This is a genomic window from Streptomyces sp. NPDC086549 (assembly GCF_044746205.1).
In the GTDB taxonomy this organism is placed as follows: domain Bacteria; phylum Actinomycetota; class Actinomycetes; order Streptomycetales; family Streptomycetaceae; genus Streptomyces.
This window is the reverse complement of record NZ_JBIVBS010000004.1, coordinates 537,099-561,096: the sequence shown is the minus strand read 5'-3', so window position 1 is coordinate 561,096 and position 23,998 is coordinate 537,099. Positions and strand designations below refer to the sequence as shown.

General features: G+C 70.9%; 16 protein-coding genes. 6 read left to right on the top strand and 10 right to left on the bottom strand.

The window, feature by feature from the left end:
* Positions 1–20 precede the first annotated feature (20 nt).
* Together ACIPSA_RS17440 and ACIPSA_RS17435 are read right to left on the bottom strand one after the other, a co-directional pair.
* Positions 21–734, bottom strand: a complete 714-nt coding sequence (locus ACIPSA_RS17440; RefSeq protein WP_402635455.1) for an HNH endonuclease family protein — start codon at positions 732–734, stop codon at positions 21–23.
* Between the two features lie 173 nt (positions 735–907).
* Positions 908–1,822 (bottom strand): hypothetical protein, encoded by a 915-nt coding sequence (locus ACIPSA_RS17435; protein WP_402635135.1) that lies wholly within the window; start codon positions 1,820–1,822, stop codon positions 908–910.
* A gap of 124 nt (positions 1,823–1,946) precedes the next feature.
* Between ACIPSA_RS17435 and ACIPSA_RS17430 the strand changes: the two genes are divergently transcribed.
* Entirely contained in the window at positions 1,947–2,630 is a 684-nt protein-coding gene (locus ACIPSA_RS17430; protein ID WP_402635132.1) for a TetR/AcrR family transcriptional regulator, read from the top strand.
* 15 nt (positions 2,631–2,645) lie between these two features.
* Here ACIPSA_RS17430 and mfd read toward each other — a convergent pair whose 3' ends face one another.
* From mfd to ACIPSA_RS17415, 3 genes are all read right to left on the bottom strand, one after another.
* On the bottom strand, positions 2,646–6,188 hold the full coding sequence (gene mfd / locus ACIPSA_RS17425) for a transcription-repair coupling factor (RefSeq protein WP_402635130.1): 3,543 nt from the start codon (positions 6,186–6,188) through the stop codon (positions 2,646–2,648).
* Between the two features lie 337 nt (positions 6,189–6,525).
* Positions 6,526–9,093: an ABC transporter permease gene (locus ACIPSA_RS17420; protein ID WP_402635127.1), complete on the bottom strand. Its 2,568-nt coding sequence runs from the start codon at positions 9,091–9,093 to the stop codon at positions 6,526–6,528.
* Entirely contained in the window at positions 9,090–9,878 is a 789-nt protein-coding gene (locus ACIPSA_RS17415) for an ABC transporter ATP-binding protein (RefSeq protein ID WP_402635124.1), read from the bottom strand. Before ACIPSA_RS17415 ends, ACIPSA_RS17420 begins: the two co-directional genes overlap by 4 nt.
* Positions 9,879–10,378: 500 nt before the next feature.
* Here ACIPSA_RS17415 and ACIPSA_RS17410 point away from each other — a divergent pair, with 500 nt between their 5' ends.
* From ACIPSA_RS17410 to ACIPSA_RS17400, 3 genes are all read left to right on the top strand, one after another.
* Positions 10,379–11,872, top strand: a complete 1,494-nt coding sequence (locus tag ACIPSA_RS17410) for an MFS transporter (protein ID WP_402635122.1) — start codon at positions 10,379–10,381, stop codon at positions 11,870–11,872.
* Positions 11,873–12,171: 299 nt separating this feature from the next.
* On the top strand, positions 12,172–13,011 hold the full coding sequence (locus ACIPSA_RS17405) for a Scr1 family TA system antitoxin-like transcriptional regulator (protein WP_402635119.1): 840 nt from the start codon (positions 12,172–12,174) through the stop codon (positions 13,009–13,011).
* On the top strand, positions 12,983–13,192 hold the full coding sequence (locus ACIPSA_RS17400; protein WP_402635117.1) for a DUF397 domain-containing protein: 210 nt from the start codon (positions 12,983–12,985) through the stop codon (positions 13,190–13,192). Before ACIPSA_RS17405 ends, ACIPSA_RS17400 begins: the two co-directional genes overlap by 29 nt.
* On the opposite strand, the gene ACIPSA_RS17395 is transcribed toward ACIPSA_RS17400, so the two are convergent.
* From ACIPSA_RS17395 to ACIPSA_RS17380, 4 genes are read right to left on the bottom strand one after another with little or no spacing between them, the layout of a single operon-like run.
* On the bottom strand, positions 13,151–16,915 hold the full coding sequence (locus tag ACIPSA_RS17395; protein WP_402635114.1) for a TIR-like protein FxsC: 3,765 nt from the start codon (positions 16,913–16,915) through the stop codon (positions 13,151–13,153). The genes ACIPSA_RS17400 and ACIPSA_RS17395 overlap by 42 nt on opposite strands.
* A 6-nt stretch (positions 16,916–16,921) precedes the next feature.
* Entirely contained in the window at positions 16,922–17,983 is a 1,062-nt protein-coding gene (locus tag ACIPSA_RS17390) for an AAA family ATPase (RefSeq protein WP_402635111.1), read from the bottom strand.
* Positions 17,980–19,671 (bottom strand): hypothetical protein, encoded by a 1,692-nt coding sequence (locus ACIPSA_RS17385; protein ID WP_402635108.1) that lies wholly within the window; start codon positions 19,669–19,671, stop codon positions 17,980–17,982. Before ACIPSA_RS17385 ends, ACIPSA_RS17390 begins: the two co-directional genes overlap by 4 nt.
* Positions 19,672–20,592 (bottom strand): toll/interleukin-1 receptor domain-containing protein, encoded by a 921-nt coding sequence (locus tag ACIPSA_RS17380; RefSeq protein ID WP_402635105.1) that lies wholly within the window; start codon positions 20,590–20,592, stop codon positions 19,672–19,674. It abuts the gene before it with no gap.
* A 344-nt stretch (positions 20,593–20,936) separates the two neighbouring features.
* Between ACIPSA_RS17380 and ACIPSA_RS17375 the strand changes: the two genes are divergently transcribed.
* Positions 20,937–21,356 carry a DUF485 domain-containing protein gene (locus ACIPSA_RS17375; RefSeq protein ID WP_402635102.1) on the top strand — a complete coding sequence of 140 codons (420 nt, stop codon included), beginning with the start codon at positions 20,937–20,939 and terminating at the stop codon, positions 21,354–21,356.
* Positions 21,353–22,972: a cation acetate symporter gene (locus tag ACIPSA_RS17370; RefSeq protein WP_402635099.1), complete on the top strand. Its 1,620-nt coding sequence runs from the start codon at positions 21,353–21,355 to the stop codon at positions 22,970–22,972. Before ACIPSA_RS17375 ends, ACIPSA_RS17370 begins: the two co-directional genes overlap by 4 nt.
* A 117-nt stretch (positions 22,973–23,089) precedes the next feature.
* On the opposite strand, the gene ACIPSA_RS17365 is transcribed toward ACIPSA_RS17370, so the two are convergent.
* Positions 23,090–23,974: a cellulose-binding protein gene (locus tag ACIPSA_RS17365; protein ID WP_402635097.1), complete on the bottom strand. Its 885-nt coding sequence runs from the start codon at positions 23,972–23,974 to the stop codon at positions 23,090–23,092.
* Positions 23,975–23,998: the final 24 nt, after the last annotated feature.

The window sequence follows — 23,998 nt, the reverse complement described above, 5'->3', positions numbered from 1 at the left end:
GAAACGGTTTTACCTCCTCCTCAACGCGCCCGGAAGCGCTCCGGCGCCTTGGTCGGGTTGCCGCCGGACGGGAGTTTCTGGTTCGGGCAGGCGGTGAGGACCTTCTTCATCGTGGTCTTCTCCGCGGCGGTGACCCACAGGCCGTACTTCTTCTTCACGGCAACCTGGGCGGCTACGTAGGCGCAGCGGTAGGCGCTGTTCGGCGGCAGCCAGGTGGCCGTGTCGCCGTCGCCCTTGCCGCGGTTGGTGCTCGCGTCGACGGCCAGCAGATTGAGCGGGTCGTTGGCCAGGGCTATGCGCTTGCTGGGGTCCCAGTACTTGGCGCCCTTCTGCCAGGCGTCCGAGAGGGCGACGACGTGGTCGATGTCCACCTGGCTGCGGCCGCGCCGGTAGGTGACGTCCTTGCCGGAGTACGGGTCGGGTTCCAGCAGGCCGTAGGTGACCTTGCAGGTGCCGCCGGTGAACTTCACCTCCTTCAGGTCGCGCTTGAGGATGTCGTCACGGGTGTCACAGGAATTGGAGTCGGTGTCGGCCCAGGCGGTGCCGAACCGGGCCCGGGAGTAACCGGTCTTCGGTGCCCGTCCCTTGACGGTCAGTGAGTCCGCGGCGGCCACGGCGGCGCCCCCGCTCCCCGCTTCCCCGGGTCCGGACGACCCCTTGGTCTGCTGGTCCGTGCAGCCTGTCACGGCGAACGTCATGACGACAGCGGCTATCGCCCCGCCCTTAAGACGCATCACGGCGCGCCCCCCTTGCCTCCCGCACCGCCCCCGCACGGGCGGACTGCTCCTGGCCCCACGGTAGCCGCCGAGAAGTCTTCGGCCGACGGGGCCCCAAGGGGCGCTGGATGCATGCCGGGCGCACCGCCGGTCGTGTCCGGCGGATGTGACCGGCAGTGGCGCGGGACCGTTCAGACTTTGCCGATGCCCAGCGTGGATTCCGACGGCAGCAGACCGGAGGACAGGACCGCGACCCAGTAGTCGCCGAGCAGTTCGGTGAGGCGGTTCACGGCGGGCAGGCCGAGGGACTGCCAGGGGGCGACGGCCAGTTGGTCGGTGTGCTCCTCCACGGCGCGGCGAAGATCGCGGCCCGCCTCCGTGGCCGTACCGTCCTCGTGGACCAGGCCCCGGGCTGTCAGGCGCTCGCGTGCGGCCGCCCACTCCTCGGGGCTCCAGCCGCGGCTCTCGAAGCGTTCCACCGAGGCGGCGCCTATCGCGGCGAAGGACACGAGGGACTCGACCGGGTCGAGGCCCGCGACGAGGAGGGCCGCGAGATGGCCGTCGCCGCGGTGCTCGCGCAGGATCGTCGCGGCGTGCCACAGCTGGAGGTGGGGGGCCTCGGGCCAGGGCAGTTCGGCGTTGGCGGCGGCGAGCGGGCGGCCCGCGGTGTTCACCGCCTCGGCCGCGCGCCGGGCCAGGGCCGCGGCCTCGGCCAGTTCGGGGCTGTCGACGCGGACGTTCGGTATCGAGCGGTATGCGCGGTCGATCGCCCGGAGCCTGGCCTTCAGGACCTCCTCCGGAGCGGAGACCTTCCATGCCGAGTCGATGTGCTCGGCGACCATGCGGGGGTTGAAGCTGTAGAAGGCCGAGGCCACCCGTTCACTGCCGACCGCCCCCAACGGCGCGGCACGGAAGGGGAAATAGCTGGGCCAGCGCTCCGCGATGCCGAATCCGAGTGCGGCGGCCTCCTCGAATGCCTCCGGTGCGTAGTACAGGACCGCGTGCAGGGGTTCCAGCAGGTGCCAGAGCTGCCGCGCGCGGGCCGGTTCGACTCCGCCGTCCGGCACCGTCTCGCCCTCGACGGCCTTGCTGACGTGCTCAGACATGACGTGACTCCTCACCGCGTCCAGGATCTGGATCGGGTTGACGACCACTCACAACTTGACACTGACAAGATTGCCCGAGCGCGGAGAACTTGTCAATGCCTAGATTCGGCGTACGCTGCTGACCATGACCCCCACCAGGCCCGCCTCTAGCCCCGGCCCCGCTCCCACCGCCGGAGCCGGCGCCGGCTCCCCGCAGCGGCCGTACCACCACGGCGACCTGCGCCGCGCCGTCCTCACCGCCGCCCTCGACGTCATCGCCGCCGACGGCCCCACCGCGCTGAGCCTGCGCGACCTCGCCCGCCGGGCCGGCGTCTCGCACGCGGCGCCCGCACACCACTTCAAGGACCGCACCGGGCTGCTCACGGTCATCGCAGCCGAGGGGTTCGGGCTGCTGGCCTCCGCGCTGCGGGACGCGTCGGACCTGAGGGACGCGGGTGTGCGCTACGTACGCTTCGCCCGCGAGCACCCCGCGCACTTCCAGGTGATGTTCGCCCCGGAACTGCTGCGCCCCCACGACCTCGAACTCACCACGGCCCGCGCCCTCGCCGGCGACGCCCTGCGCGACGCCGTCTCCACCGTGTCCCCGGCGGGGCGCGGCGCCGATGACCGCCTCGCCGAGGTCGCCGCCTGGTCCCTCGCCCATGGCTTCGCCACGCTGCTCCTCAGCCACAACCTGGACGGCCCCGTCGGCGACCGGGACCCGGAGGCGGTGTTCCGCACCCTCGCGGCCATGCTGTTCAGAACCGGGAACGCAGAAAACACGGAAAGCGCAGAGAACGCAGAGAACGCAGCCCAGTCCGGACGATGACCGCGAGGGGAGCGGTCAAGAACCCAGGATCGACGCCAGGAACTCCCCCACCCAGCCCAGCAGTTCCCGCCCGACCAGCGGCTTGCCGCCCACCTTCGCGGTCTTCGGGCGCGGCACCAGCACCTGGTGCACCGCCGGCTTGATGACGGTCCCCGGGTACAGCCGCTTGAGCCGCAGCTCCTGCGACTCCCGCAGCTCCACCGGGGCGAACCGGATGTTGGTTCCCTGCAGCACGATCTCGCCGACGCCGCACGCGCGCGCGAGCATGCGCAGGCCCGCCACCAGAAGCAGGTTCTCGACCGGCTCGGGCAACTTGCCGTAGCGGTCGACGAGTTCCTCCCGTACGGCCTTGATGTCCTCCTCGGTGTTGGCCGAGGCGATGGCCCGGTACGCCTGGAGGCGCAGGCGCTCGCCGGGTGCGTAGTCGTGCGGGACGTGCGCGTCGACGGGCAGCTCGATCTTGACCTCGAGCGGCGGCTCCTCCTCGATCTCGCCGGTCTCCAGCTGCCGCCGGTAGTCCGCGACCGCCTCGCCGACCATGCGGACGTACAGGTCGAAGCCGACGCCCGCGATGTGCCCGGACTGTTCACCGCCGAGCAGGTTTCCGGCTCCGCGGATCTCCAGGTCCTTCATCGCCACGTACATGCCCGCGCCCATCTCCGTGTGCTGGGCGATGGTCGCGAGCCGCTCGTGGGCGGTCTCGGTCAGGGGCTTCTCCGGCGGGTAGAGGAAGTAGGAGTAACCGCGTTCGCGGCCCCGGCCGACGCGTCCGCGCAGCTGGTGCAGCTGCGAGAGACCGAAGGTGTCGCCGCGCTCGACGATCAGCGTGTTGGCGTTGGAGATGTCGATGCCGGACTCGACGATCGTGGTCGACACCAGGACGTCGAACTTCTTCTCCCAGAAGTCGACGACCACCTGTTCCAGCGCGGACTCCGACATCTGGCCGTGGGCGGTGGCGATGCGCGCCTCGGGGACGATCTCGCGCAGCCGGGCGGCCGCGCGGTCGATCGACTCGACCCGGTTGTGGATGTAGAAGACCTGGCCCTCGCGGAGCAGTTCACGACGGATGGCCGCGCCGATCTGCTTCTCCTCGTACGGCCCGACGAAGGTGAGCACCGGGTGGCGCTCCTCCGGCGGAGTGGTGATCGTCGACATCTCGCGGATGCCGGTGACCGCCATCTCCAGGGTTCTGGGGATCGGGGTCGCGGACATGGTCAAGACGTCGACGTTCGCGCGGAGCTTCTTCAGCTGCTCCTTGTGCTCGACGCCGAAGCGCTGCTCCTCGTCGACGATGACCAGGCCGAGGTCCTTGAACTTCGTCTCCGAGGAGAAGAGCCGGTGCGTGCCGATGACGACGTCGACCGCGCCGTCCTTGAGGCCCTCCAGGACCGCCTTGGCCTCGGTGTCGGTCTGGAACCGGGACAGGGCGCGCACGTTGACCGGGAACTGCGCGTACCGCTCGCTGAAGGTCCCGAAGTGCTGCTGCACCAGCAGTGTGGTCGGGACGAGGACCGCGACCTGCTTGCCGTCCTGCACCGCCTTGAAGGCGGCCCGCACCGCGATCTCCGTCTTGCCGTAGCCGACGTCGCCGCAGATCAGGCGGTCCATCGGGACCGACTTCTCCATGTCCTCCTTGACCTCGGCGATGGTCGTCAGCTGGTCGGGGGTCTCGGCGTACGGGAAGGCATCCTCCAGCTCCCGCTGCCAGGGGGTGTCGGCGCCGAAGGTGTGTCCGGGGGCCGCCATCCGCGCGCTGTAGAGCTTGATCAGGTCGGCGGCGATCTCCTTGACGGCCTTCTTGGCGCGTGCCTTGGTCTTCGTCCAGTCCGCTCCGCCGAGGCGGTGCAAAGTGGGTGCCTCGCCGCCGACGTACTTGGTGATCTGCTCCAGCTGGTCGGTGGGGATGTAGAGGCGGTCGCCGGGCTGGCCGCGCTTGGCGGGGGCGTACTCGACGACGAGGTACTCGCGGGTGGCGCCCTGGACGGTGCGCTGGACCATCTCGATGTAGCGGCCGACGCCGTGCTGCTCGTGGACGATGTAGTCGCCCGGTTCCAGGGAGAGCGGGTCGATGGTCTTGCGGCGGCGGGCGGGCATGCGGGTGCCGTCGCGGCCGGCCGCCTTCTGGCCCGACAGGTCGGTCTCCGTCAGGACGGCGATCTTGAGCGCCGGGTCGACGAAGCCGTAGTCGATCGAGCCGCAGGAGACATGGACGACCGAGGGGCTGAGCTCCGCGAGGTCCGCGTCGAGGCGGGCGGCGATGCCCTCGCCGCCGAGCACCTCGACCGTGCGGGCCGCGGGGCCGTGGCCCTCGGTCACGAAGACCGTGTGCCAGCCGTCGGCGAGCCAGCCCTTGGTGTCGGCGAGGGCCCGCGCGGTGTCGCCGCGGTAGGTCTCGGGCGCGTGCATGGCGAGCTTGAGGGTGTCCCCGTCGAGCGTGTCCAGTTCGAGGTCCGCGGCGAACGGCGACACCGACCACCACATCATGTCCAGCTCGCGCGCCCGGTCGCGGACGTCCGCGATGGACCACAGGGAGGCCGCGCCGACGTCGATGGGCGCCTCGCCGCCGCCCGCGGTGGCGGCCCAGGAGGCCGCCAGGAACTCCTGGCTCGTCGCCACCAGATCCGCGGCACGCGTGCGTACCCGCTCCGGGTCGCACACGACGGCCATGGCTCCCTTGGGGAGCACGTCGATGAGCAGTTCCATGTCGTCGACCAGGACCGGGGCCAGGGACTCCATGCCCTCGACCGCGATGCCCTCGGCGATCCTGCCGAGCAGCTCGCCCAGCTCCGGGTGCTCCTCGGCCAGGGCACGCGCGCGTGCGCGTACGTCTTCCGTCAGCAGCAGCTCACGGCAGGGCGGTGCCCACAGGCCGTGCTCGGCGACTTCCAGGGACCGCTGGTCGGCGACCTTGAAGTAGCGGATCTCCTCGACATCGTCCCCCCAGAACTCGATGCGCAGGGGGTGTTCCTCGGTGGGCGGGAACACGTCGAGGATGCCGCCGCGTACGGCGAACTCGCCGCGCTTCTCGACCAGCTCGACGCGGGAGTACGCGGCGGCCGCGAGGGCTTCGACGATGCCGTTCAGGTCGGCGGTCTGCCCCGTCCTCAGGGACACCGGCTCCAGGTCGCCAAGGCCCTTGACCTGCGGCTGGAGCACGGAGCGTACGGGCGCCACGACGACGGAGACCGGGCCGGTCTCCGGGTCGTCCGGCCTGGGGTGGGCGAGGCGGCGCAGTACGGCGAGGCGGCGGCCGACGGTGTCGCTGCGCGGGCTGAGCCGCTCGTGCGGAAGGGTCTCCCAGGAGGGGTACTCGACGACGCCCTCGGAGGGCAGCAGCGAGCGCAGGGCGGCGGCCAGGTCCTCGGCCTCCCGTCCCGTGGCCGTCACCGCCAGCACCGGGCGGCCGGCCTCGCGGGCGAGGGCGGCGATGGCGAAGGGCCGGGTCGCCGGAGGGCCGACCAGGTCGACGTACATGCGGTTGCCGTCCTCGGCCGCCTTGATCGCTTCCGCGAGGGCGGCGTCCTTGACGACGGCGTCGAGCAGACCGTGCAGGCTCATGGAGGGGGCTTTCCGTCCGGGTAGGGGCAACGCGAAGAGCCCGACGCGTGTAATGGCCGGGGGCGTCCAGCCTACGACGCTGCGCTCGTGGGCGTCGGAGGCTGTGGACAACCTGCGCTTCCCGGTGCTCGGCGCTGCAACAGACCTCCCAGGGGGCTCCGCCCCCTGGACCCCGGCCTATGCCCGTCCACCGCCCGACTCGGTCGGCCAAGAAGCAGGCCAGGAAGCGGGGCTCGGCAAGCGGCAAAGAACCCGGTGCCGGGAAGTCCCCCAAGACTTCCCGGCACCGGGTCTTCCCCCGCAACCCCCGTATGCGGTGGTCGTAGGACCGCTCCCGTCAGTCGGTCGCGATCGCGTTCAGTACGTTCATCCGCCCCGCCCGGAACGCCGGGACCAGGGCCGCGAACAGGCCCACGAAGGCCGAGCCGATGAAGACCCCGATGATCGTCGGCCAGGGGATCTCCAGGACGTTCAGGCCCTCCAGGGCGAGGAGCTTGTGGGCGGTCGCGCCCCAGCCCATGCCCAGGCCGAGGCCCAGGAGCGCGCCGAAGAGGGCGATGACCACGGACTCCAGGCGGATCATGCGGCGCAGCTGGCGGCGGGAGAGGCCGATGGCCCGCATCAGGCCGATCTCCCTCGTGCGCTCGACCACCGACAGGGCCAGGGTGTTCACCACGCCGAGGACCGCGACGATGATCGCCAGGGCGAGCAGGCCGTAGACCATGTTCAGGAGCTGGCCGATCTGGTCCTTCAGCTCCTTCTTGTAGTCGGTCTGGTCCCTGACCTGGTACTGCGGGTACTTCTTCAGCGACTTCTTCAGCGCCGCGTACGCCTGCTTCTCCTGGCCGTCCCTGGCCTTGGCGAACATGATCACGTTCGGCGGGATCTGGCTCTTCGGGACGTACTTCTCCATGGTCGCGAGGCTCATGTAGCGCGCGCCCTTGTCGAGGGCCGTGTCGTCGTCGGTGATGGCGGCGACCTTCAGCTTCGCCGTGCTCCCGCCCTTGAAGGCGACGCTGATGGTGTCGCCGACGTGCACGCCGTGCTTCTTGGCGTAGTCGCTGCCGACCGACATGGCGTCCGTGGCGTAGGCGTTCTTCAGGGTTCCCTCGGTGGTCGTACGGCGCAGGTCCTCGGCGTACGACGGGTCCGTGGCCGCGACGACGCCGTCGTCGACCTTGCCGTCGGGCGAGGTCTGAAGGGCGTCCAGCACCTTGTAGCGGGTGACGTGGGCCAGGCCTGGCGAGTTCTCCATGGCCTGCTCGGCCTTCGGGACGATCTGCTGCTTGCCCTGGACGATGAAGTCCGCGCCGACCGACTTGTCCAGCTCACCCGTCGCGGAGGCGACCATGGAGGAGCCGACCACCGACAGGCAGGCGACCAGTGCGAGGCCGATCATCAGGGCGGCGCCGGTGGCGCCCGTACGGCGCGGGTTGCGCAGGGCGTTGCGCTCGGCCATCCGGCCGACCGGGCCGAAGGCGCGCAGCAGCACCGCACTGATCACCCGGACCACCCCGCCCGCGAGGAGCGGGCCTATGACGACGAAGCCGATCAGGGACAGGACGATGCCCGCGCCGAGGACGAGCGAGCCCTCGCTCGCCTTCTTCGCCGAGGCGGCGGCGAACAGCGCGGCCGCGCCGGCGCCGGTGAGGACCAGGCCTATGAGGCCCCGGATCCGTCCCGCCCTGCCGTCGGCCGGCGTACCGGCGTCGCGCAGCGCGGCCATCGGGGAGACCTTGCCGGCGCGGCGGGCGGGCAGATAGGCGGCGAGCACGGTGACGATCACGCCGAGGATCAGGCCCACCACAGGGGTGGTCGTCTTGATCGTCAGGTCCCGGGTCGACAGGTCCATGCCCATCGTGCCCATGATCTTCATCAGGCCGACGGCGATACCGACACCGGCGCCGACGCCGAGGATCGAGCCGACGAAGCCGAGCAGCAGCGCCTCGACCAGCACCGACCGGTTGACCTGCTTGCGGGAGGAGCCGATCGCCCGCATCAGGCCGATCTCGCGGGTGCGCTGGGCGACCAGCATCGAGAAGGTGTTGATGATCAGGAAGATGCCCACCAGGAACGCGATGCCGGCGAAGCCGAGCATGGCGTACTTGATGACGTTCATGACACTGCCGATGCCCTTGCGGTTCTCGGCGGCGTTCTCCTTGGCGGTCTGGTACTTGTACGTCCCCGCGCCGACCGTCTGTGCGACGTTCTGCTTGAGCCGCGCGTCGGAGACCCCGGCCGCGGCGGTGACGTTGATCTGCGTGAACCGGCCGGTGGCACCGAGCAGCTCGCGCTGGGCGGTGGCGGTGTCGAAGTAGACGACCGCCGCGCCGGGGTTGGTCACCTTGAAGGTGGCGATGCCGACGATCCTGGCCTTGAGGTCGCCGGTCTGCGCGATGGTGCGCAGGGTGTCGCCGAGCTTGAGGTGGTGCTTGTCGGCGGTGTCCGCGTCGACCATCACCTCGGTCGGCCCGCGCGGGGCGTGCCCGGAGGTGATCTCCATCGACCGCAGCTCGTTCTTCGTCCAGTTGCCGGCGATGGTGGGCGCGCCGGTGCTGGAGCCCATGTTGTCGTTGTCGCTGTTCACGACGGTCACGTTCATGGAACTGACCGCGCCCTCGGCCGACTTGACGCCGTCCGCCGTCCGCACCTTCGCCAGCGTGGCGGCGGGCAGCGACAGCGGCACGCCGTTCTGCGGGGTCTCGTCGGACTTCGCGCCCTTCGGGGAGACGGTGACGTCGGACGCGGTCACCGAGAACAGCTTGTCGAACGTCGTGTTCATGGTGTCGGTGAACACCAGCGTGCCGCACACGAACGCCACCGACAGCAGCACCGCGATCGCCGACAGCGCCATGCGTCCCTTGTGCGCGAAGAAGTTGCGCATCGAGGTCTTCAGGACGGTCATGACGTACGTCCCCGGGCGTCGAAGTCCTTCATGCGGTCCAGGACCTGGTCGGCCGTCGGCTGGTACATCTCGTCGACGATCCGGCCGTCGGCGAGGTACAGCACCCGGTCCGCGTAGCTGGCGGCCACCGGGTCGTGGGTGACCATCACTATGGTCTGGCCCAGCTCGTCGACGGAGCGGCGCAGGAAGCCCAGCACCTCGGCGCCCGCGCGCGAGTCGAGGTTTCCGGTCGGCTCGTCACCGAAGATGATCTCCGGGCGGGCGGCCAGGGCACGGGCCACGGCGACGCGCTGCTGCTGGCCGCCGGACAGCTGGGTCGGCCGGTGCTTGAGCCGCCCGGCCAGGCCGACGGTCTCCACGACCCGGTCCAGCCACTCCTTGTCCGGCTTGCGGCCGGCTATGTCCATGGGCAGCGTGATGTTCTCCAGCGCGTTCAGCGTCGGCAGCAGGTTGAACGCCTGGAAGATGAACCCGATCCGGTCCCGGCGCAGCTGCGTGAGCTTCTTGTCCTTCAGGCCGGTGATCTCGGTCTCGTCCAGGTAGATCTGGCCGCTGGTGACCGTGTCGAGTCCGGCGAGGCAGTGCATCAGGGTGGACTTGCCGGACCCCGAGGGGCCCATGATCGCGGTGAACTGGCCGCTGGCGATGTCCACGTCGACGTGGTCGAGGGCGACGACACGGGTCTCCCCCGACCCGTATGCCTTGACGACCTGCCGCGCCCGCGCGGCAACGGCCGTAGGCCCTCCAGTGCCCCCGTGCCTGGGAATGGTCACAGCCGATGTCACGGTAAGTCTCCTATGTCGGTCAGCGGATGGGCGGCGCGAGGTGCCGCGCCGGCCGGTCGTGGTGGTGCGTCGTGGTGGTGCGTCGTGGTGGTGCGTCGTGGTGGTGCGTGGTGGTGCGTCGACTTGGTCCGTCGAAGCGGTACGTCGATGAGTCTCGTGGGTGGCGGGGGTGCCGCGCGCTGGTGCGAAGCCCCCTCTTCCACGGGGGAAAACCCCACCCCTGCCGGTTCGGACAACCGCCCCCCTGCGGCGTAAAGCCAGGTTAAGGACGATCGGGGGGCCGTCTCCTCCTCCAGTGGTACGAACCCTCCCCGAGCCGTAGTGCGGAGGGACCCCTAGGGGCACTCCACCGCCGGGTGGAGTCCTTCTCAGGGTCGGGTCCACCCTGCGGCCCGGTCAGGCTCCACCCTCCCGTCGCGTCATGGTCAAGTGGGAAGCTGTCCCGGGGCAGATAGATGCACAGGGAAAACAACGGGGAAGGCATCAGGGAGGGGATCCGGGTGGGCGGTACGAGACCGGCAACACGGGACGCCGCCGAGCGCACCGCGTCCTCGCGGCGGGGCGCGGTCGTCGCCGCCCTGATGCTCGCGATGGCACTGGCCGCGCTGGACTCCACCGTCGTCTCCACGGCCGTACCGCAGATCGTCGGCGACCTCGGCGGGTTCTCCGTCTTCTCCTGGCTGTTCTCCGGCTATCTGCTCGCCGTCACCGTCACCCTCCCGGTGTACGGCAAGCTCTCCGACACCTTCGGCCGCAAGCCCGTCCTGGTGGTGGGCGCGGCCGTGTTCCTGCTCGGCTCGCTGCTGTGCGCGGCCGCCTGGAACATGGGGGCGCTGATCGCGTTCCGTGTCGTGCAGGGCCTGGGCGGCGGGGCGCTCCAGGGCACGGTGCAGACACTGGCCGCCGACCTCTACCCGCTGAAGGAACGCCCGAAGATCCAGTCCAAGCTGTCCACGGTGTGGGCGGTGTCGGCGGTCGCCGGTCCGGGGATCGGCGGGGTGCTGGCGGCGTACGCGGACTGGCGCTGGATCTTCCTCGTCAACGTGCCCATAGGGTGTGCCGCGCTCTGGCTGATCGTCCGCCATCTGCACGAGCCGGTGCGTGAGCCGCGCACGCCCCCGCGCGTCGACTGGGCGGGCGCGCTGGCGGTGTTCGCGTGCGGCGGGGTGCTGCTGACGGCTCTGGTGCAGGGCGGGGTGGCGTGGGCGTGGCTGTCCGCGCCGTCGCTCGCGCTGTTCACCACGGGGCTCGCGCTGGTCGGCGTGGTGGTGTGGGTGGAGCGGCGGGCGGCGGAGCCGATCATCCCCGGATGGGTGTGGCGGCGCCGTACGATCGCGGCGGTCAATCTGGCACTGGGGGCGCTCGGCCTGCTGATGGTGGCGCCCTCGGTGTTCCTGCCGACGTACGCGCAGTCGGTGCTGGGCCTCGCCCCCGTGGCTGCCGGGTTCGTGCTGTCCGTGTGGACGCTCAGCTGGCCGGTGTCCGCCGCGCTCAGTCAGCACGTCTACCGGCGCATCGGGTTCCGCGACACCGCGCTGGTCGGCATCGGCACGGCCGCGCTGATCCTGTTCGCGTTCCCGTTCCTGCCGTACCCGGGGGCGGCCTGGCAGCCGACGCTCCTGATGCTGCTGCTGGGCGGCGCGCTCGGCCTCTTCCAGCTGCCGCTCCTCGTCGGCGTCCAGTCGACGGTGGGGTGGGCGGAGCGGGGCACGACCACGGCCTCCGTGCTCTTCTGCCGGCAGACCGGGCAGACCGTCGGCGCCGCCGTGTTCGGAGCGGTCGCCAACGGCGTGCTGGCCGCGCGGCTGGGCGGCGCGGGCGACCTGGACTCGGTGACCCGGGCGCTGGACGCCGGTACGGCGCCCGAGGCCACGCGGCACGCGATCGCCGACGCCGTGCACGCGGTGTACCTGGGGGCGGCGTGCGCGGCGGCGCTGGCGTTCCTGACGCTGCTGCTTCTGGCGCCGCGCAGGTTCCCGGTGATCACTGACTGAGGCGCCCGCATCTCGGGCACTGACAGGGCGGGAACCGGCCGGCGAGGTCGAAGGGCGTGTCCTTGCGCGAGGGCCGGTACGTCACTTTGGGTCCCCAGGTCCGGCCGCCGTCCCGGGAGACGCGGAGGGTGAGGTACGGGGCGATGAGGGAGTCGTCCTGGTCTTCTGCCTGGTGGGGGTGTTCCACGCCGATGCCTTTCACTTTCTGTGCCGTTGCAAGCACAGAGTGACGTCGCCACGGGTACGCTCGGAAGGTAGCTGAGCGTGACAACGGGGTCCGCACGGAGGGGAGTCGGCGGGTGGCGATCGAGGACAATCCGCGTTCGCGGGAGAGCTACGGGCAGGAGCTGAAGCGGAGGCGCGAAGCCGCCGGGCTCACACAGGAGGAGCTGAGCCAGCGTGCGGTGATGTCGCGCACGCACATCGCCCACATCGAGGCGGGGCGGCGGAGGCCGGATTTGGAGGATGCGCGGCGGCTGGATCAGGTGTTGGAGGCGGGTGGGTTCTTCGAGCGGTTTCTGCCGACGTTGGACGGCAAGAGGGTTGCCGAGCACTTCGCGGAGGCGGCGGAGTTGGAGCGGCAGGCCGTCGCCATCAAGCAGTACGCAAGCATTCTGGTGCCGGGATTCCTGCAAACACCGGAGTACGCGCGCGAGGTGCTCAGCTCCGGCAACCCGCCCAAGAGCGACGAACAACGTGACAGCCTCCTTGTCACGCGTCTCGAACGCGCCCGCATCCTGGACAACTTCAGCTCCCCCAGGGTGACGGTTCTGCTCAGCGAGGCGGTACTGCGTCAGGTGATCGGCGGGGCGCAGATCATGTGCGAACAGCTACGTCACATCGTCGAGCTGGGCGAGAGCCGACGCATCCGCGTGCACGTACTCCCCTTCACAGTGGGTGCCCACGCCCTCCTGGAGGGCCCGGTCAAGCTCATGTGGTTCGAGGAACTGCCGTCCGTCGCGTACGTCGAGGGCTTGAAGTCGGGCAGGATTTGGGAACCGCAGGGCACTGTACGTGAGTTGGACGACGTCTACGATCACGCGCTGGGCGACGCCTTGTCGCACCGTAAGTCCCTGGCGTTGATCAGGTCGGTCGCGGAGGATTACGAACATGAAGCCCAGCGAGATCAGCATCCCTGACGCATCGGTCCTGACCTCTTGGCGCAAGTCGAGCTACAGCGGCGAGAGCGGAGGCGATTGTCTCGAAGTGAGCATCGGTGTCCACCCGTTGGTCCCCGTCCGCGACAGCAAGAACCCCACCGGCCCGGCAGTCGTCTTCTCAGTCGCCGCCTGGTCGGCCTTCGTCGAAGGCATTGCGTAGGTCATCGAACAGGGTGGGTTCGACGGGCCTCAGACGGGATGACTGAGCCATTTCCACGGTGTTTTGCGCGATCGTCCAGACCGCACGACGGTATTGATTGTGGCGCCCGGATTCCAGCAGTCCCAACAAGCCGACTTGGGTATAACTTTCGCTGAACTCTCGGCTTGTGTACTGGACCCTCCGGGCGACCAGCGGCAGTTGTGCGGGATCGATGCGGGACCAGATCACAGGCATGATCCAAGGTTCGGTGGAGCGGCTCGAACGCCGCCTGAACGCCTCCCACTCCCTGCCACACCACTCGCTGGTGAAGTAGCGGGGCGAATACAACGGCACGAACACTCGCGCACTGGACACCGCGCGTTGCAGCTGCTCTTGCCAGTCCCGGCCCAGGGCCGCCCCGTCGTTGAAGAGGCCGATGTCCTCTTGTTCCTCGTACGACGTCATTTGGAGGATGAACGTGGTCAGAAGGTCGAAGAAGCTTTGCACTCGGCTGTCCCGCTTGTCACCAGTGTGATTGGCTCGGGCGTAGCTCAGGTAGAACAACGGCTCTCGCGGCTTCTCACGAACCTGAACTCGCTTCTCAGGTGCGTTGAGCAGTTCCGGGGTGATGTCGATCATTGTGACGCCGCCGCCTGTTGTTGAGACCAGGTAGCACAGTCTCCCCTCGGCGTCGATCAGTGCCGTGCCCGGACGGAGGCCGCGCGTTGCCGAGGAGACGGGACGCAGCGCAAGGTGCGCGTCCGCCGCGCGATGCAACGGCGCGACGTACCACGCCGCGACGCTGGCCACGCTGGAGCGGGCAACACGCGCCGGGGTGAGAACGGCCTCTGCCACCTTCAGCAGAGTCACCCCCAGACCGGGGTTGTGCTGGAACACCTCGGACACGGGAACGAATGAATCGCGCCGGTAATGGACCCGAGTCGTCCTGCCGAACAGGGCGCCACCGGCGACGACCACAGTGTCAGGGCTCACCGCAACCCCGGTACCGACGAAGTCAGCGCCACGCGTGATCCAGACGAGCGAGGGCGAGAACTCGATGACGTTCTGTCGGCTCATCAGGGCGCTCATGACATGGCGTCCGATCGGTGTTCCGTTCGATCTGAGCTTCTCGACCGTTCTGTTCAGGGCGAGCGGATTGGTCCCCACCACATCGACGAGATCGGCCAATAGTTCGTCGTCCGCCAACAACTCACCGCGGTCACGGGCGAGCGCCAACCACACGAACTCCAGGGCCTCCCGCCGGGTGAAGCCGTCCAGGACCACCGGGGTGTGCTGCCACGGCCAATGCCCCTCGCCGCGAAGGGTCACCAGCACACTGCCGTACCCCTCCGGTGGCCGCCACGGCCGTGACCTCCATCCGCCGTCTTCGATTCTTAGGCCACCCGCGCTTGCCCCATCGAAAACCAGCAGCCAGCCGGGGTTCTCGCGCAGGTAGGTGTGGATTCGGCTCAGAAGGTAATTGGGCGAGTCAACCACCACGCCGCCCTGGTCGGTGGCGATGGCCTCCACCGACCCGATGCCGAGGTCGAGGGCGAAGGCTGCGAGATCCGCATAGAGAATCTCGCTGTCGTGGGCCCGAATCCAGCGGACCATGCTGAACCGTTCTGCCAGGTGCCGCGCGCAGGCGATGGCCAGTGCGGTCTTGCCCACACCTGGGCCCCCCTCGATCACGCACGTTGCCGTGCCCTGGACCGGAAAGCTCCGAGGGAATCCGTCGTGGCGGGTGGCGGAGGCCCTGAGCAGCACCTGTTCCACCTCATGGGTCGCACGGGCGACGTAATGCTCCGGAAGCTCCGGAATCCGGCTCGGCCCCCCCCTCCCGGCGTCCGAAGACTCCGCGGCCTCGCTGCTCTCCGCCTCGACGGGAGCCTCCGTCACGACCTCCACCGGCGCGACGTCCACCGGCACCGCCTGCGCCCGCCTCCACCGCCACGGCAGCCAAGCCCTCCGCACCCGCCCCCTCTCCTCCGCCACCTCCGGCGCCGCCGCAGCCGAAGAAACCCCCGAGCCCACTGCCCCCGCCAGCCGGGCAGCCACCTCCGCGTAATCCCCGCCGACACCGCTCAGCACGGCCAGCGCCACCTCGGCGAACGCCCGGCTCTCCTCAGGCAGTTCGAGGCCGTCCAGCCCGCCTTCCTCCCCCGCGGCGGCGACCAGCGCGGCGAAGTCGGTCACCCCGCCCAGCGTCGACTCCACCCGCTCGCTCACGCCCTCGATCACCTGCCGCAGCACGCGCAGCGACTCGGTGCGGGTCAGCCGGTCCAGCAGCGCTTCCCGCACGCCGTCCCGGAAGTCGTACAGCACGCTGTCCGGATCCTCCCCGGGGTGCGCCGGGGAACGGCGGACCAGGATGCCGGAGAGGAAGAGCTCCGCGAGATGCGTGGGCGTGGAGGCGGGGAACATGGTGCGCTGGATCAGCCGTACCACCGGAAGGCTCAGCGGCGCGGCCGCCAGCAGGCGCAGCAGGCGGAACGCCTCGGGCGAGTGGCCCTCCTCGAAGCGTTCGATCCAGCCGGCCGGGGTGGTCGGTTCGTCGGCCGCCAGGGCGGGGGCGGGGCGGTGTACGACCGTGAGCGGGGCGGCGCTGAGCGGGGTCCATTCCGTCGTACGGCCCGAGACGAGCCGGGTCCAGGGTGTGAGCCAGGTGCCGGACAGTTCCAGTACCGGCAGCCAGCGGATGCGGGCCCGGTCGGCGGCGCCGTGGCGGCCGCGGGCGATTCCGGGCAGCGGCATGGAGGAACTGACCTCCAGCGTGGCGCGGGCGGCTTCGGTGCCGCGTGCCCGGACGGGGGCCGGGCGCAGGGCGGTGCGGTGCCACAGGAGGCTGGGCAGCACCTGGAGTGCGGCGACGGAGCGTTCGCGGGACCACGCGGCGAGGACCGCGGGCAGTTCGGTGCCGTACCAGGCCGGGCCGACGGCGTCCGTGAAGATCAGGACGACGTGCCGTCCCGTGGGGTCGGCCAGGGCCTGGCGCCAGCGGCGGGTGGGCGAGGGGGCCTGCGCGCCGCGGCGGAAGGGGGCCACGGTCGGTTCCGGGGTGTCGGTGTGCAGCGCCCAGGCGCGGACCTCGGCGAAGGCGCCGTGCCGGGCGAGCAGGGTGTGCAGTTCGTCGGCGAGGCGGTGCCAGACGGTCATCGTCGTACCGGTGTCGATCAACAGGTCGACGGAGAAGCGGCGTTCGGTGGCGGGGCGCAGGACCGGCAGCAGCAGTCCCGTGTCTCCGGACGCGGCCGCCGTGGCCGGTACGTCCAGGGTTCGGGCGCGGGCCGAGGGGACTGTCTGGCGCAGTGGGCGAAGGGCCCTGCCCAGGGCCAGGGCGTCGGTGAGTGCCTGCGGTTGTGTGACGCGGACGGTCTGTGCGGCTCCGCGGCCGCCGTGGGCCGCACCGTTGCCGTCGGGCAGGTGGAGGCGGGCCGGCGGTGGTTCCGGTCCGGTGTCCTCGGGGACGTGGGTGTCCGGGGGTGGGGGCGGCAACGGGTCGGCGGGTGGCGGGGCGGCCGTCGGATCGGTGCCGTCGCCGACGAGCGACCAGTCGACCGGGCCGATCCCGCTGAGCCGGGCGATCCACAGCACGTCGAGGGCGTCCCCGGCGTCGGGCGCGCCCTCCGCGCCCAACAGCCGGGCGAGTTCCTCGCGGAGGATGCCGTCCGGCGCGGTCGGCTCGGTTGCTGCCCGCGCCGCGGCCCGCTCACCACCCGGCAGGAACCTCTCGCCCTGCGGCACGGTCGTTCAGCCCCGATCCAGGGGCCGCAGCAGATCGTCCCGAAGCAGGTTCCGCCCCGTCTCCCCGTCCCACAGTCCGCGCTCGGCCATCAGCAGCGCGTTGAGCAACTGGTCGTTGGCCAGCGGCCCCATCTCCCGCTGCCGGGTGAGGAACTCGGTGATGAGGTCGGCCCGTGTCCGGGCGGTCCCGTTCCCGGCAGGACCGAGGTGGGCGGCGACGATCCCGGCCAGCCGGTCCTTGTCGGCCGCGCCGATCTCCAGGCGGATGCAGCGGCGCAGGAAGGCCATCGGGAACTCGCGTTCCTCGTTGCTGGTCAGCACCACGAACGGGAACTCGGCGCAGGCCACCTCGCCGCCGCTGATCTCCACCGGCCTGCGGTCGGCGGTCATCACCCTCTGCGGCCTCTGCCCGAGCCGGGCGAGTTCGGGGATGACGAACTCGCCCTCCTCGAAGACGTTCAACAGGTCGTTGGGGAAGTCCATGTCGCTCTTGTCGATCTCGTCGATCAGCAGGACGCGGGGGCGGCGCCAGGGCAGCAGCGCGGTTCCCAGCGGCCCGAGCCACATGTACTTGCCGATGTCGGGCGGTTCGACCGGTTCGGGCGCCGGGCCGTCGTGGTAGGCCCGGTTTCCGGCGTTGCGCAGCCCCGCGTCGTACAGGCGGCCGACGGCGTCGTACTCGTACAGCCCGTCCTTGAGGGTGGTGCGGCTGGTAACGGCCCAGCGCAGGACGGGACCCAGCTTCAGCTCGTGTGCGACGGCGTAGGCAAGGGTGGACTTGCCGGTGCCGGGCTTGCCGGTGAGCAGCAGGGGCCGGCGCAGGTGCAGGGCGAGGTTGACGAGGTGGATCTCCCGCTCGCCGGCCTGGTAGGCCGCGCCCTGTCCGGCCCGGCCGAGGTGGCGCTGTACGGCGTCGTGGTCGGGTGCGCCGGGCGGTTCGGGCAGGTTGTCGGGCTGCGCGCCACCGTGCCGGAAGGCCCGCCACGGGGGTGCCTCGGGGAGGCGGCGCATACCGTCGTGCGGGGTGCCGGTGCCCCGGTAGACCCACCAGTCCTGGGTGTGCGTCATGCTGCTCCTTCGCCGGTCGTCCGGGTGCCGGACATCGGGTGGTCCTGGCTGAAGACGCATGTCGGGTCGTCCCACAACAGGGTGATCTGCCGGCCCACGCCTGCCGGATCGTGGCGTCTGCGCCGGCGCGCCTCCAGGACGCTGTGCGGCAGTTCGGCCAGGAGGGCGGGCGGCCGGGGCTCGCGCAACGCGTCCAGTAGCAGTGCGGGGTCGCCCGCGTCACGCCGCCAGACCATCACCGGGATCCCGTCGTACATCAGGGCGTCCCGCACGGTGTCCCGCATGAGCTCGTCGTGCAGTGTGTACGGGGCGCCCAGGCCCAGACAGGTCAGGTCGGCGTGCGACTGCAGCCACTCCTGGAGGTCGGCCGGATCGGTCAGGTAGAGGGGCGGATACGTGCCGGAGGGGCAGCTCCACGGCGTGCTCGGGGAGTCCGTGTCGAGGGCTTTCTCCGGGCTCATCCAGCCGATGTGCGCCAGCGCGTCGCCGGGCGGGCAGCCGCGGTCGAGGGCGTCCCAGCGCCGGGCCCAGCTCTCGTGGATCGTGCTGTCCTGGTAGCGGGTCAGGGACCGTACGACGACCTGGCAGCTGTGGCTCAGCGGAACCCCGGACACGCCCCCCGGCCACAGCTCGGCGGGGAAACCGAGCAGCGAGTCCGGCAGCAGGAACTCGTATCGCTTGCTCGCTCCCTTTCCGGCTTCGGCCTGTCCCTTCCAGGCGAGCAGGAACTCGCGTCCTCGGCGCTCCAGTTCGTCGCCGGTGAACAGGTCGGTGGCGGCCGTGCCGCCGTGGAACGTGGGCGGGTCGTCGCCGACGCCCTCGTAGTGGAAGCCGCGCAGGAGGTAACGGCGTCTGGTGTAGGGCACGTCGGGCTGCTGGATGAGTGCGTCGGGCTCCTCGACCCTTATCTGGATGATGACCCGCCGCTCGGCATCGGCCGGCCCCGCGGGCCCCTCGGGCTGCGCGGGCCCCGCGATTCCCGCGAGTCCCGCGGGCTGCGCGGCGGTGCCCGCCCAGCGGCCGCGGCCCGGCGTGACGCGGTGGCGGTCCAGGACCCGGGCCAGCAGACGGCTAAGCCGGTCGTCACCCCCGTGCGCGGTGTGTTCCGCATGGAGCACTTCGAGGAAGCGCAGCAGTTCCGCGCGCCGTGCGGCGAGGTCGGTGGAGCGCGCCCGAGCGTCGCAGAGCTGCGACAAAAGCTGCGGGAGCAGGCCGCCGTCCAGTGGCCGGCCGTCCCTGCGGCGTTCGGACACGTACGCGTAGATCGCTCCTTGCCCGAACTCGGGTTCCCTGTCGTGCAGTTCTTCGATGAGGGCGAACAGGTCCTCGGCGGGCAGCGGCTGGAGAGGCGAGGTCAGCACTGTGACAGCGAGGTCGAACCACACGACGCCGATGTCTCCGTCCGGCTCGAGTCCCGCCGCCGCGTCCCGCAGTTCGGGCAGCTTTCCGACGCGCCGGGCGGCACGGACGATCGCGCGCAGATGGTCGAGGGCGAGGGTGTCCTGGCGTACGGCGCCTTCGAGCGGAGGCCCGACCTCGTAGAGCAGCTGGAGACGGCCCTGGAGTTCCTGGTGGCGGGGAATGCCGAACAGGATGGCCGCGAGCAGCCGGTCCGTCTTCCGCGACGCGTGCGCGGTGACCCGATGCGCGGGCCGGCCGCCGCCGGTCGGCAGGAACCGACGGAACACTCACTCCTCCCCGAGCACGAGTCCGGACTCCACCAGCAGAACCCGCACCTGTTCGGTGCCGGTGTCGTCCGGTGCGATCTCGCGGAGGGCGAGGTACAGGGCATCCAGTGCCGCGTCGCGCGTGAGGGTGCGGCTGATGCGGCGCACGAGTGCCCGCAGGTGCGTCCGGGGGTCTGGGCTCTCGTTCACACCGGAGAACTGGTGGCCGAGGCCCAGGATGTCGCCCATCAGTTCCAGCAGTTCATGCCGGACGGCCAGACGGTGCAGCGCCGGGCAGGTCATGAGCGCGTCGATCAGGGCCTTCTGCTCGGGGAACGCGAAGGTCGCGGGCGGCGGCTGCGGCGGCGGGACCGGTGTCGGTGCTTCGACCGGAGCGGGCAGGATCAGCGGCGGTGCCTCACGCGGCGGCAGCGAGGGCACGGTCCCCAGAGCCGGTTCCGTCTCGTACGGCTGGTTCGTCAGCAGTCGCAGCAGCCGCTCCGCCCCCTCAAGGGTGAAGTCCTCGACGGCGTAAGCCGTACGGGTGCGCCCTCCCAGCCAGACCGGCAGGTTGTCGGCGGAGCCGCCCGGCAGGACGACGGGGACGATCCGGTCGACGGACCCGTCGGCGTCCTCGTAGACGAGTCTTCGCAGCAGCCTGGCCTCCCACTGCACGCCCGAGCCCACGCCGGCCGGCGCGTCGCCCTCCGAGCGCCGCTTGTACTCCGGGGAGGCGACGGTGAGCACGTACCGGCTGTCCCGGATCCCGCGCAGCATCCACAGCGCCCAGTCCTGGAGGCGTTCACCAGCGGCCAGGTCCAGCTGAGCGTCGATGCCGCATCTGCGCAGGAAGGTCCAGAGGTTTCTGACCTGGTCGACGTGCTTGTCGTCATCATGGGCGTACGAGATGAACACCCGCACCGGCGACGTCGGCTCACTCATGTGGCCTCTCCCTTGCCCCGCAGCGCACCACCACAAGTAGGTACATGATGACCCAACTCCGGCCGTCAAGAGGCCGGTTCGGCCAGGTCCGCCCGTACCTGGGGAACGGTGTACGGCGATCGGCGGCGGGCCTCGGGGCAGTGGCGGCCGCGTCGGCCAAAAATCTGAGTTAACGCGGGTAACACCCGAGGTCAGAGCGTTTTTCGGACAGCAAGCGCATACCGACCGTCCAGTTTGGAGAAAAGGGCGCGGGCCCCGGATACCTGCGAGTAGCGTGCGTGACTCGCACCCCCCACCTCCCTGCGGTCCGCCGCCACGGACCCGAGCCACGCAAGGAGCACGGGATGTCCTACGACCCGTATCCGCACACCCCGCAACCCCCCACCCACCTCACCTACCCCTGGCAGCCGCCACCCCCCGAACCGCCCCGCCCCCGCCCCCAACCCCGCCGCGTGCCCCTCGGCCACCACAGCGACCTGCGGATCCTGCGCAGCGCCTACCGCTGGCAGCGGCGCACCGCCACCCTCACCGCCCTCGGCTACTTCACGCTGTTCCTCCTCCTGTCGGCCTTCGCACCGGCCTTCATGACCAGCACCGTCACCCACGGCATCCCGGCCGGCCTGCTCCTCGCGCTCCTCCAGCTGCCGGTCACCTGGCTGGCGATCGCGCTGTACGAGCACACCGCACGCCGCCACGTCGACCCGATCGCGGACCGCATCCGCAAACAGGCGGAGCTGGACGCCAGGCGGGGGGCGGTGCGATGAACGGGTTCACGGGATTCAGCGGCTCGGCGCAGACGATGTCCCTGGTCGCCTTCTCCGCCGTCGCCACCGTCACCCTCCTGCTGTGCGTGATGACGGGCCCCGACCGCGACGACCTCGACGAGTTCTACACGGGCTACGGCTCCCTGTCCCCGATGCGCAACGGCCTGGCCATCGCGGGCGACTACATCTCGGCGGCCAGCGTGCTCGGCACCGGCGGCGTGATCGCGCTGTGCGGATACGACGGCGTCGTGCTCGCCCTGAGCACGGCCCTGTCCCTGATGCTGATGATGTTCCTGCTGGCCGAACCCCTGCGCAACGCGGGCCGGTTCACCATGGGCGACGCGCTGGCCCGCCGCATGCCCGGCCGCTGCGTCCGCGTCACCGCCTGCGCGGTGACCATCGCCGCGCTGCTGCCCCTGATGCTGGTGCAGCTCGCCGGCGCCGGGCAGCTGATGGCGTTCATCCTCGGCTTCTCCAACGAGTCCCTCCAGACGGGCTGTGTGATCGGCCTCGGTGCGCTGATGATCAGCTACGCGGCGATCGGCGGCATGAAGGGCACCGCCCTCATCCAGATCCTGAAGATCGTCATGCTCCTGGGCTCGGGCGCCCTGATCGCCGTACTGATCCTGCGCCGCTTCGACTGGGACCCCGGCGCCCTGTTCGACACGGCCGCGCGGCAGAGCGGGGCCGGGACGGCCTTCCTGCACTCGGGGCTGCAGTTCGCGGGCGGGGCCGCTCCCCGCCTGGACATGATCACGTCCGAGCTGACGATCGTCGTGGGCGGCGCCTGCCTGCCGCACATCACCATGCGCACGTACACCGCGTCCAGCGCGCGTCAGGTACGCCGCTCGATGTCCTGGGCGGTGTCGAGCGTGGCCCTGTTCGTCCTGGTCGTCACCGTCGTCGGCTTCGGCGCGACGGCCCTGATCGGCCGGGCGGCGATCGCCGCGGCCGACCCGCAGGGCAACACGGCCTATCTGCTGGGCTCACGAGCCGCCTTCGGAACGGACGTGTCGGCCGCGGAGACCTTCCTGTTCACCACGGTGACCACGGCGATCTTCCTGACCCTGCTGGCCTCCGTCGCCGGGATGATCCTGGCCTGCGCCAACTCCCTGGCCCACGACGTGTTCGCGGCCGGCGTGCGGGAGATGCCGGCCCGCCGCGAGATGACCCTGGCCCGGCTCTCGGCCCTGGCGATCGGCGCCCCGACCATCGTGCTGGCCACGCTGGTCCAGCACCGCAGCCTGCAGCCCCTGGTGACCCTCTCCTTCTGCCTCGGTGCCTCCGCCATAGCCCCCGCCCTGGTCTACAGCCTCTTCTGGCGCCGCTACACACGAACGGGCCTGATCTGCACCCTGATCGGCGGCTCCCTCGCCGTGCTGCTGCTGATGCCGGGCACCAACCTGGTCTCCGGCTCCCCGGTCTCGGCCTTCCCCGAGGCCGACTTCAACTGGTTCCCGTTCACGACGACGGGCATCGTCTCGATCCCGGCGGGCTTCCTCTTCGGCTGGCTGGGGACGGTGGGCTCCGGCCGGAGCAAGGCGGAGGAACAGCGCCGGCAGTACGAGGCGGTGGAGGGGTGGATCCTGGCGGGGGCCGTACGGAAGGGCAGTTGACGGGCAGTTGACGGGCAGTTGACGGGCAGTTGCGGGGGAGTCGAAGGGGAACCGAAGGGGCACTGAGGGGGCTGGAGGAGCGCTGAGGGGGCGCCCAGGGGCCGGCTCGCGCCGGTCTCACTCCAGCGCGGCCTGCCCGGTCAGCGACGTCAGGCTGTCGCGCATGTGATCCATGTGCGCCCGCACGTCGTCCCACCGCTCCCCGTGCTCACGCAGCACCCGCTCCGTCTCCCGCCCGATGCGGTCCTCCCGCGCCCGCGCCTCGGCGAGGACCTCGGCGGCACGCGCTCCGGCATCCTCCTGGCACCGCCGCGCCGCCGCCTCCGCCTCCCCGAACTCCCGCTTCGCCGCGGCCAGCACGGCCTCGGCCCGGGCCACCAGCTCGGCATGCCGCGCATCGAGCGCGGCCTCCCGCCCGGCGGCCTCCCGCTCGGCGTCCGCCCACCGCTCGGCGTGCTGCTGGGTCTGCTCGGCGAGCATCCCGGCGGTCCGCTGACGCAACTCCCGCAGCGCGGCGAGCGCCTCGCCACGGAACTCCTTCACCTCACGGCGCGTACCGACGCGCATGCCGTCCGCCTCGGCACGCGCCGCCAGAAGCAGCTGCCGGACGCGTTCCTCGGCGTCCGCGCACAGCTCGTCCGCCTGCTCCTGCGCCGCCCGGCGCACGGCGGAGGCGTCGGCCTCCGCCTGCGCCAGGTGCTCCTGCACCGCACACCGCGTGGACTCCCGCAGCTCCGCCGACTCCTCCAGCGCGAGCTGGAACACGCGCCGTGCGCGCTCCCCGAGCGTCTCGTACGTCTGCGGAGCGAGCCGCACGACCGTCTCGCGCAGCCGTTTCGCGTCCGCCTCCATGTTCTTGGCGAGCACGGTGAGCCGCGCGGCCCGTTCCCAGGCGGCGTCGCGGTCCTGCGAGAGGGCCGCGGTGTACGCGTCGACCTGGTCGGGGCGGTAGCCGCGGCGCACGGACACGAAGCCGTGCGACGACTCCGAAGCGCTGCTCAACGTGGAACCCCTCTCCACCCGACC

Bases quoted from the DNA above. Each gene is read 5' to 3' on its own strand.
- mfd (WP_402635130.1), bottom strand. From the start codon at position 6,188: ATGAGCCTGCACGGTCTGCTCGACGCCGTCGTCAAGGACGCCGCCCTC.
- ACIPSA_RS17400 (WP_402635117.1), top strand. From the start codon at position 12,983: ATGAAGCCCAGCGAGATCAGCATCCCTGACGCATCGGTCCTGACCTCT.
- ACIPSA_RS17390 (WP_402635111.1), bottom strand. From the start codon at position 17,983: ATGACGCACACCCAGGACTGGTGGGTCTACCGGGGCACCGGCACCCCG.
- ACIPSA_RS17375 (WP_402635102.1), top strand. From the start codon at position 20,937: ATGTCCTACGACCCGTATCCGCACACCCCGCAACCCCCCACCCACCTC.
- ACIPSA_RS17430 (WP_402635132.1), top strand. From the start codon at position 1,947: ATGACCCCCACCAGGCCCGCCTCTAGCCCCGGCCCCGCTCCCACCGCC.
- ACIPSA_RS17370 (WP_402635099.1), top strand. From the start codon at position 21,353: ATGAACGGGTTCACGGGATTCAGCGGCTCGGCGCAGACGATGTCCCTG.
- ACIPSA_RS17440 (WP_402635455.1), bottom strand. From the start codon at position 734: ATGCGTCTTAAGGGCGGGGCGATAGCCGCTGTCGTCATGACGTTCGCC.
- ACIPSA_RS17420 (WP_402635127.1), bottom strand. From the start codon at position 9,093: ATGACCGTCCTGAAGACCTCGATGCGCAACTTCTTCGCGCACAAGGGA.
- ACIPSA_RS17380 (WP_402635105.1), bottom strand. From the start codon at position 20,592: ATGAGTGAGCCGACGTCGCCGGTGCGGGTGTTCATCTCGTACGCCCAT.
- ACIPSA_RS17435 (WP_402635135.1), bottom strand. From the start codon at position 1,822: ATGTCTGAGCACGTCAGCAAGGCCGTCGAGGGCGAGACGGTGCCGGAC.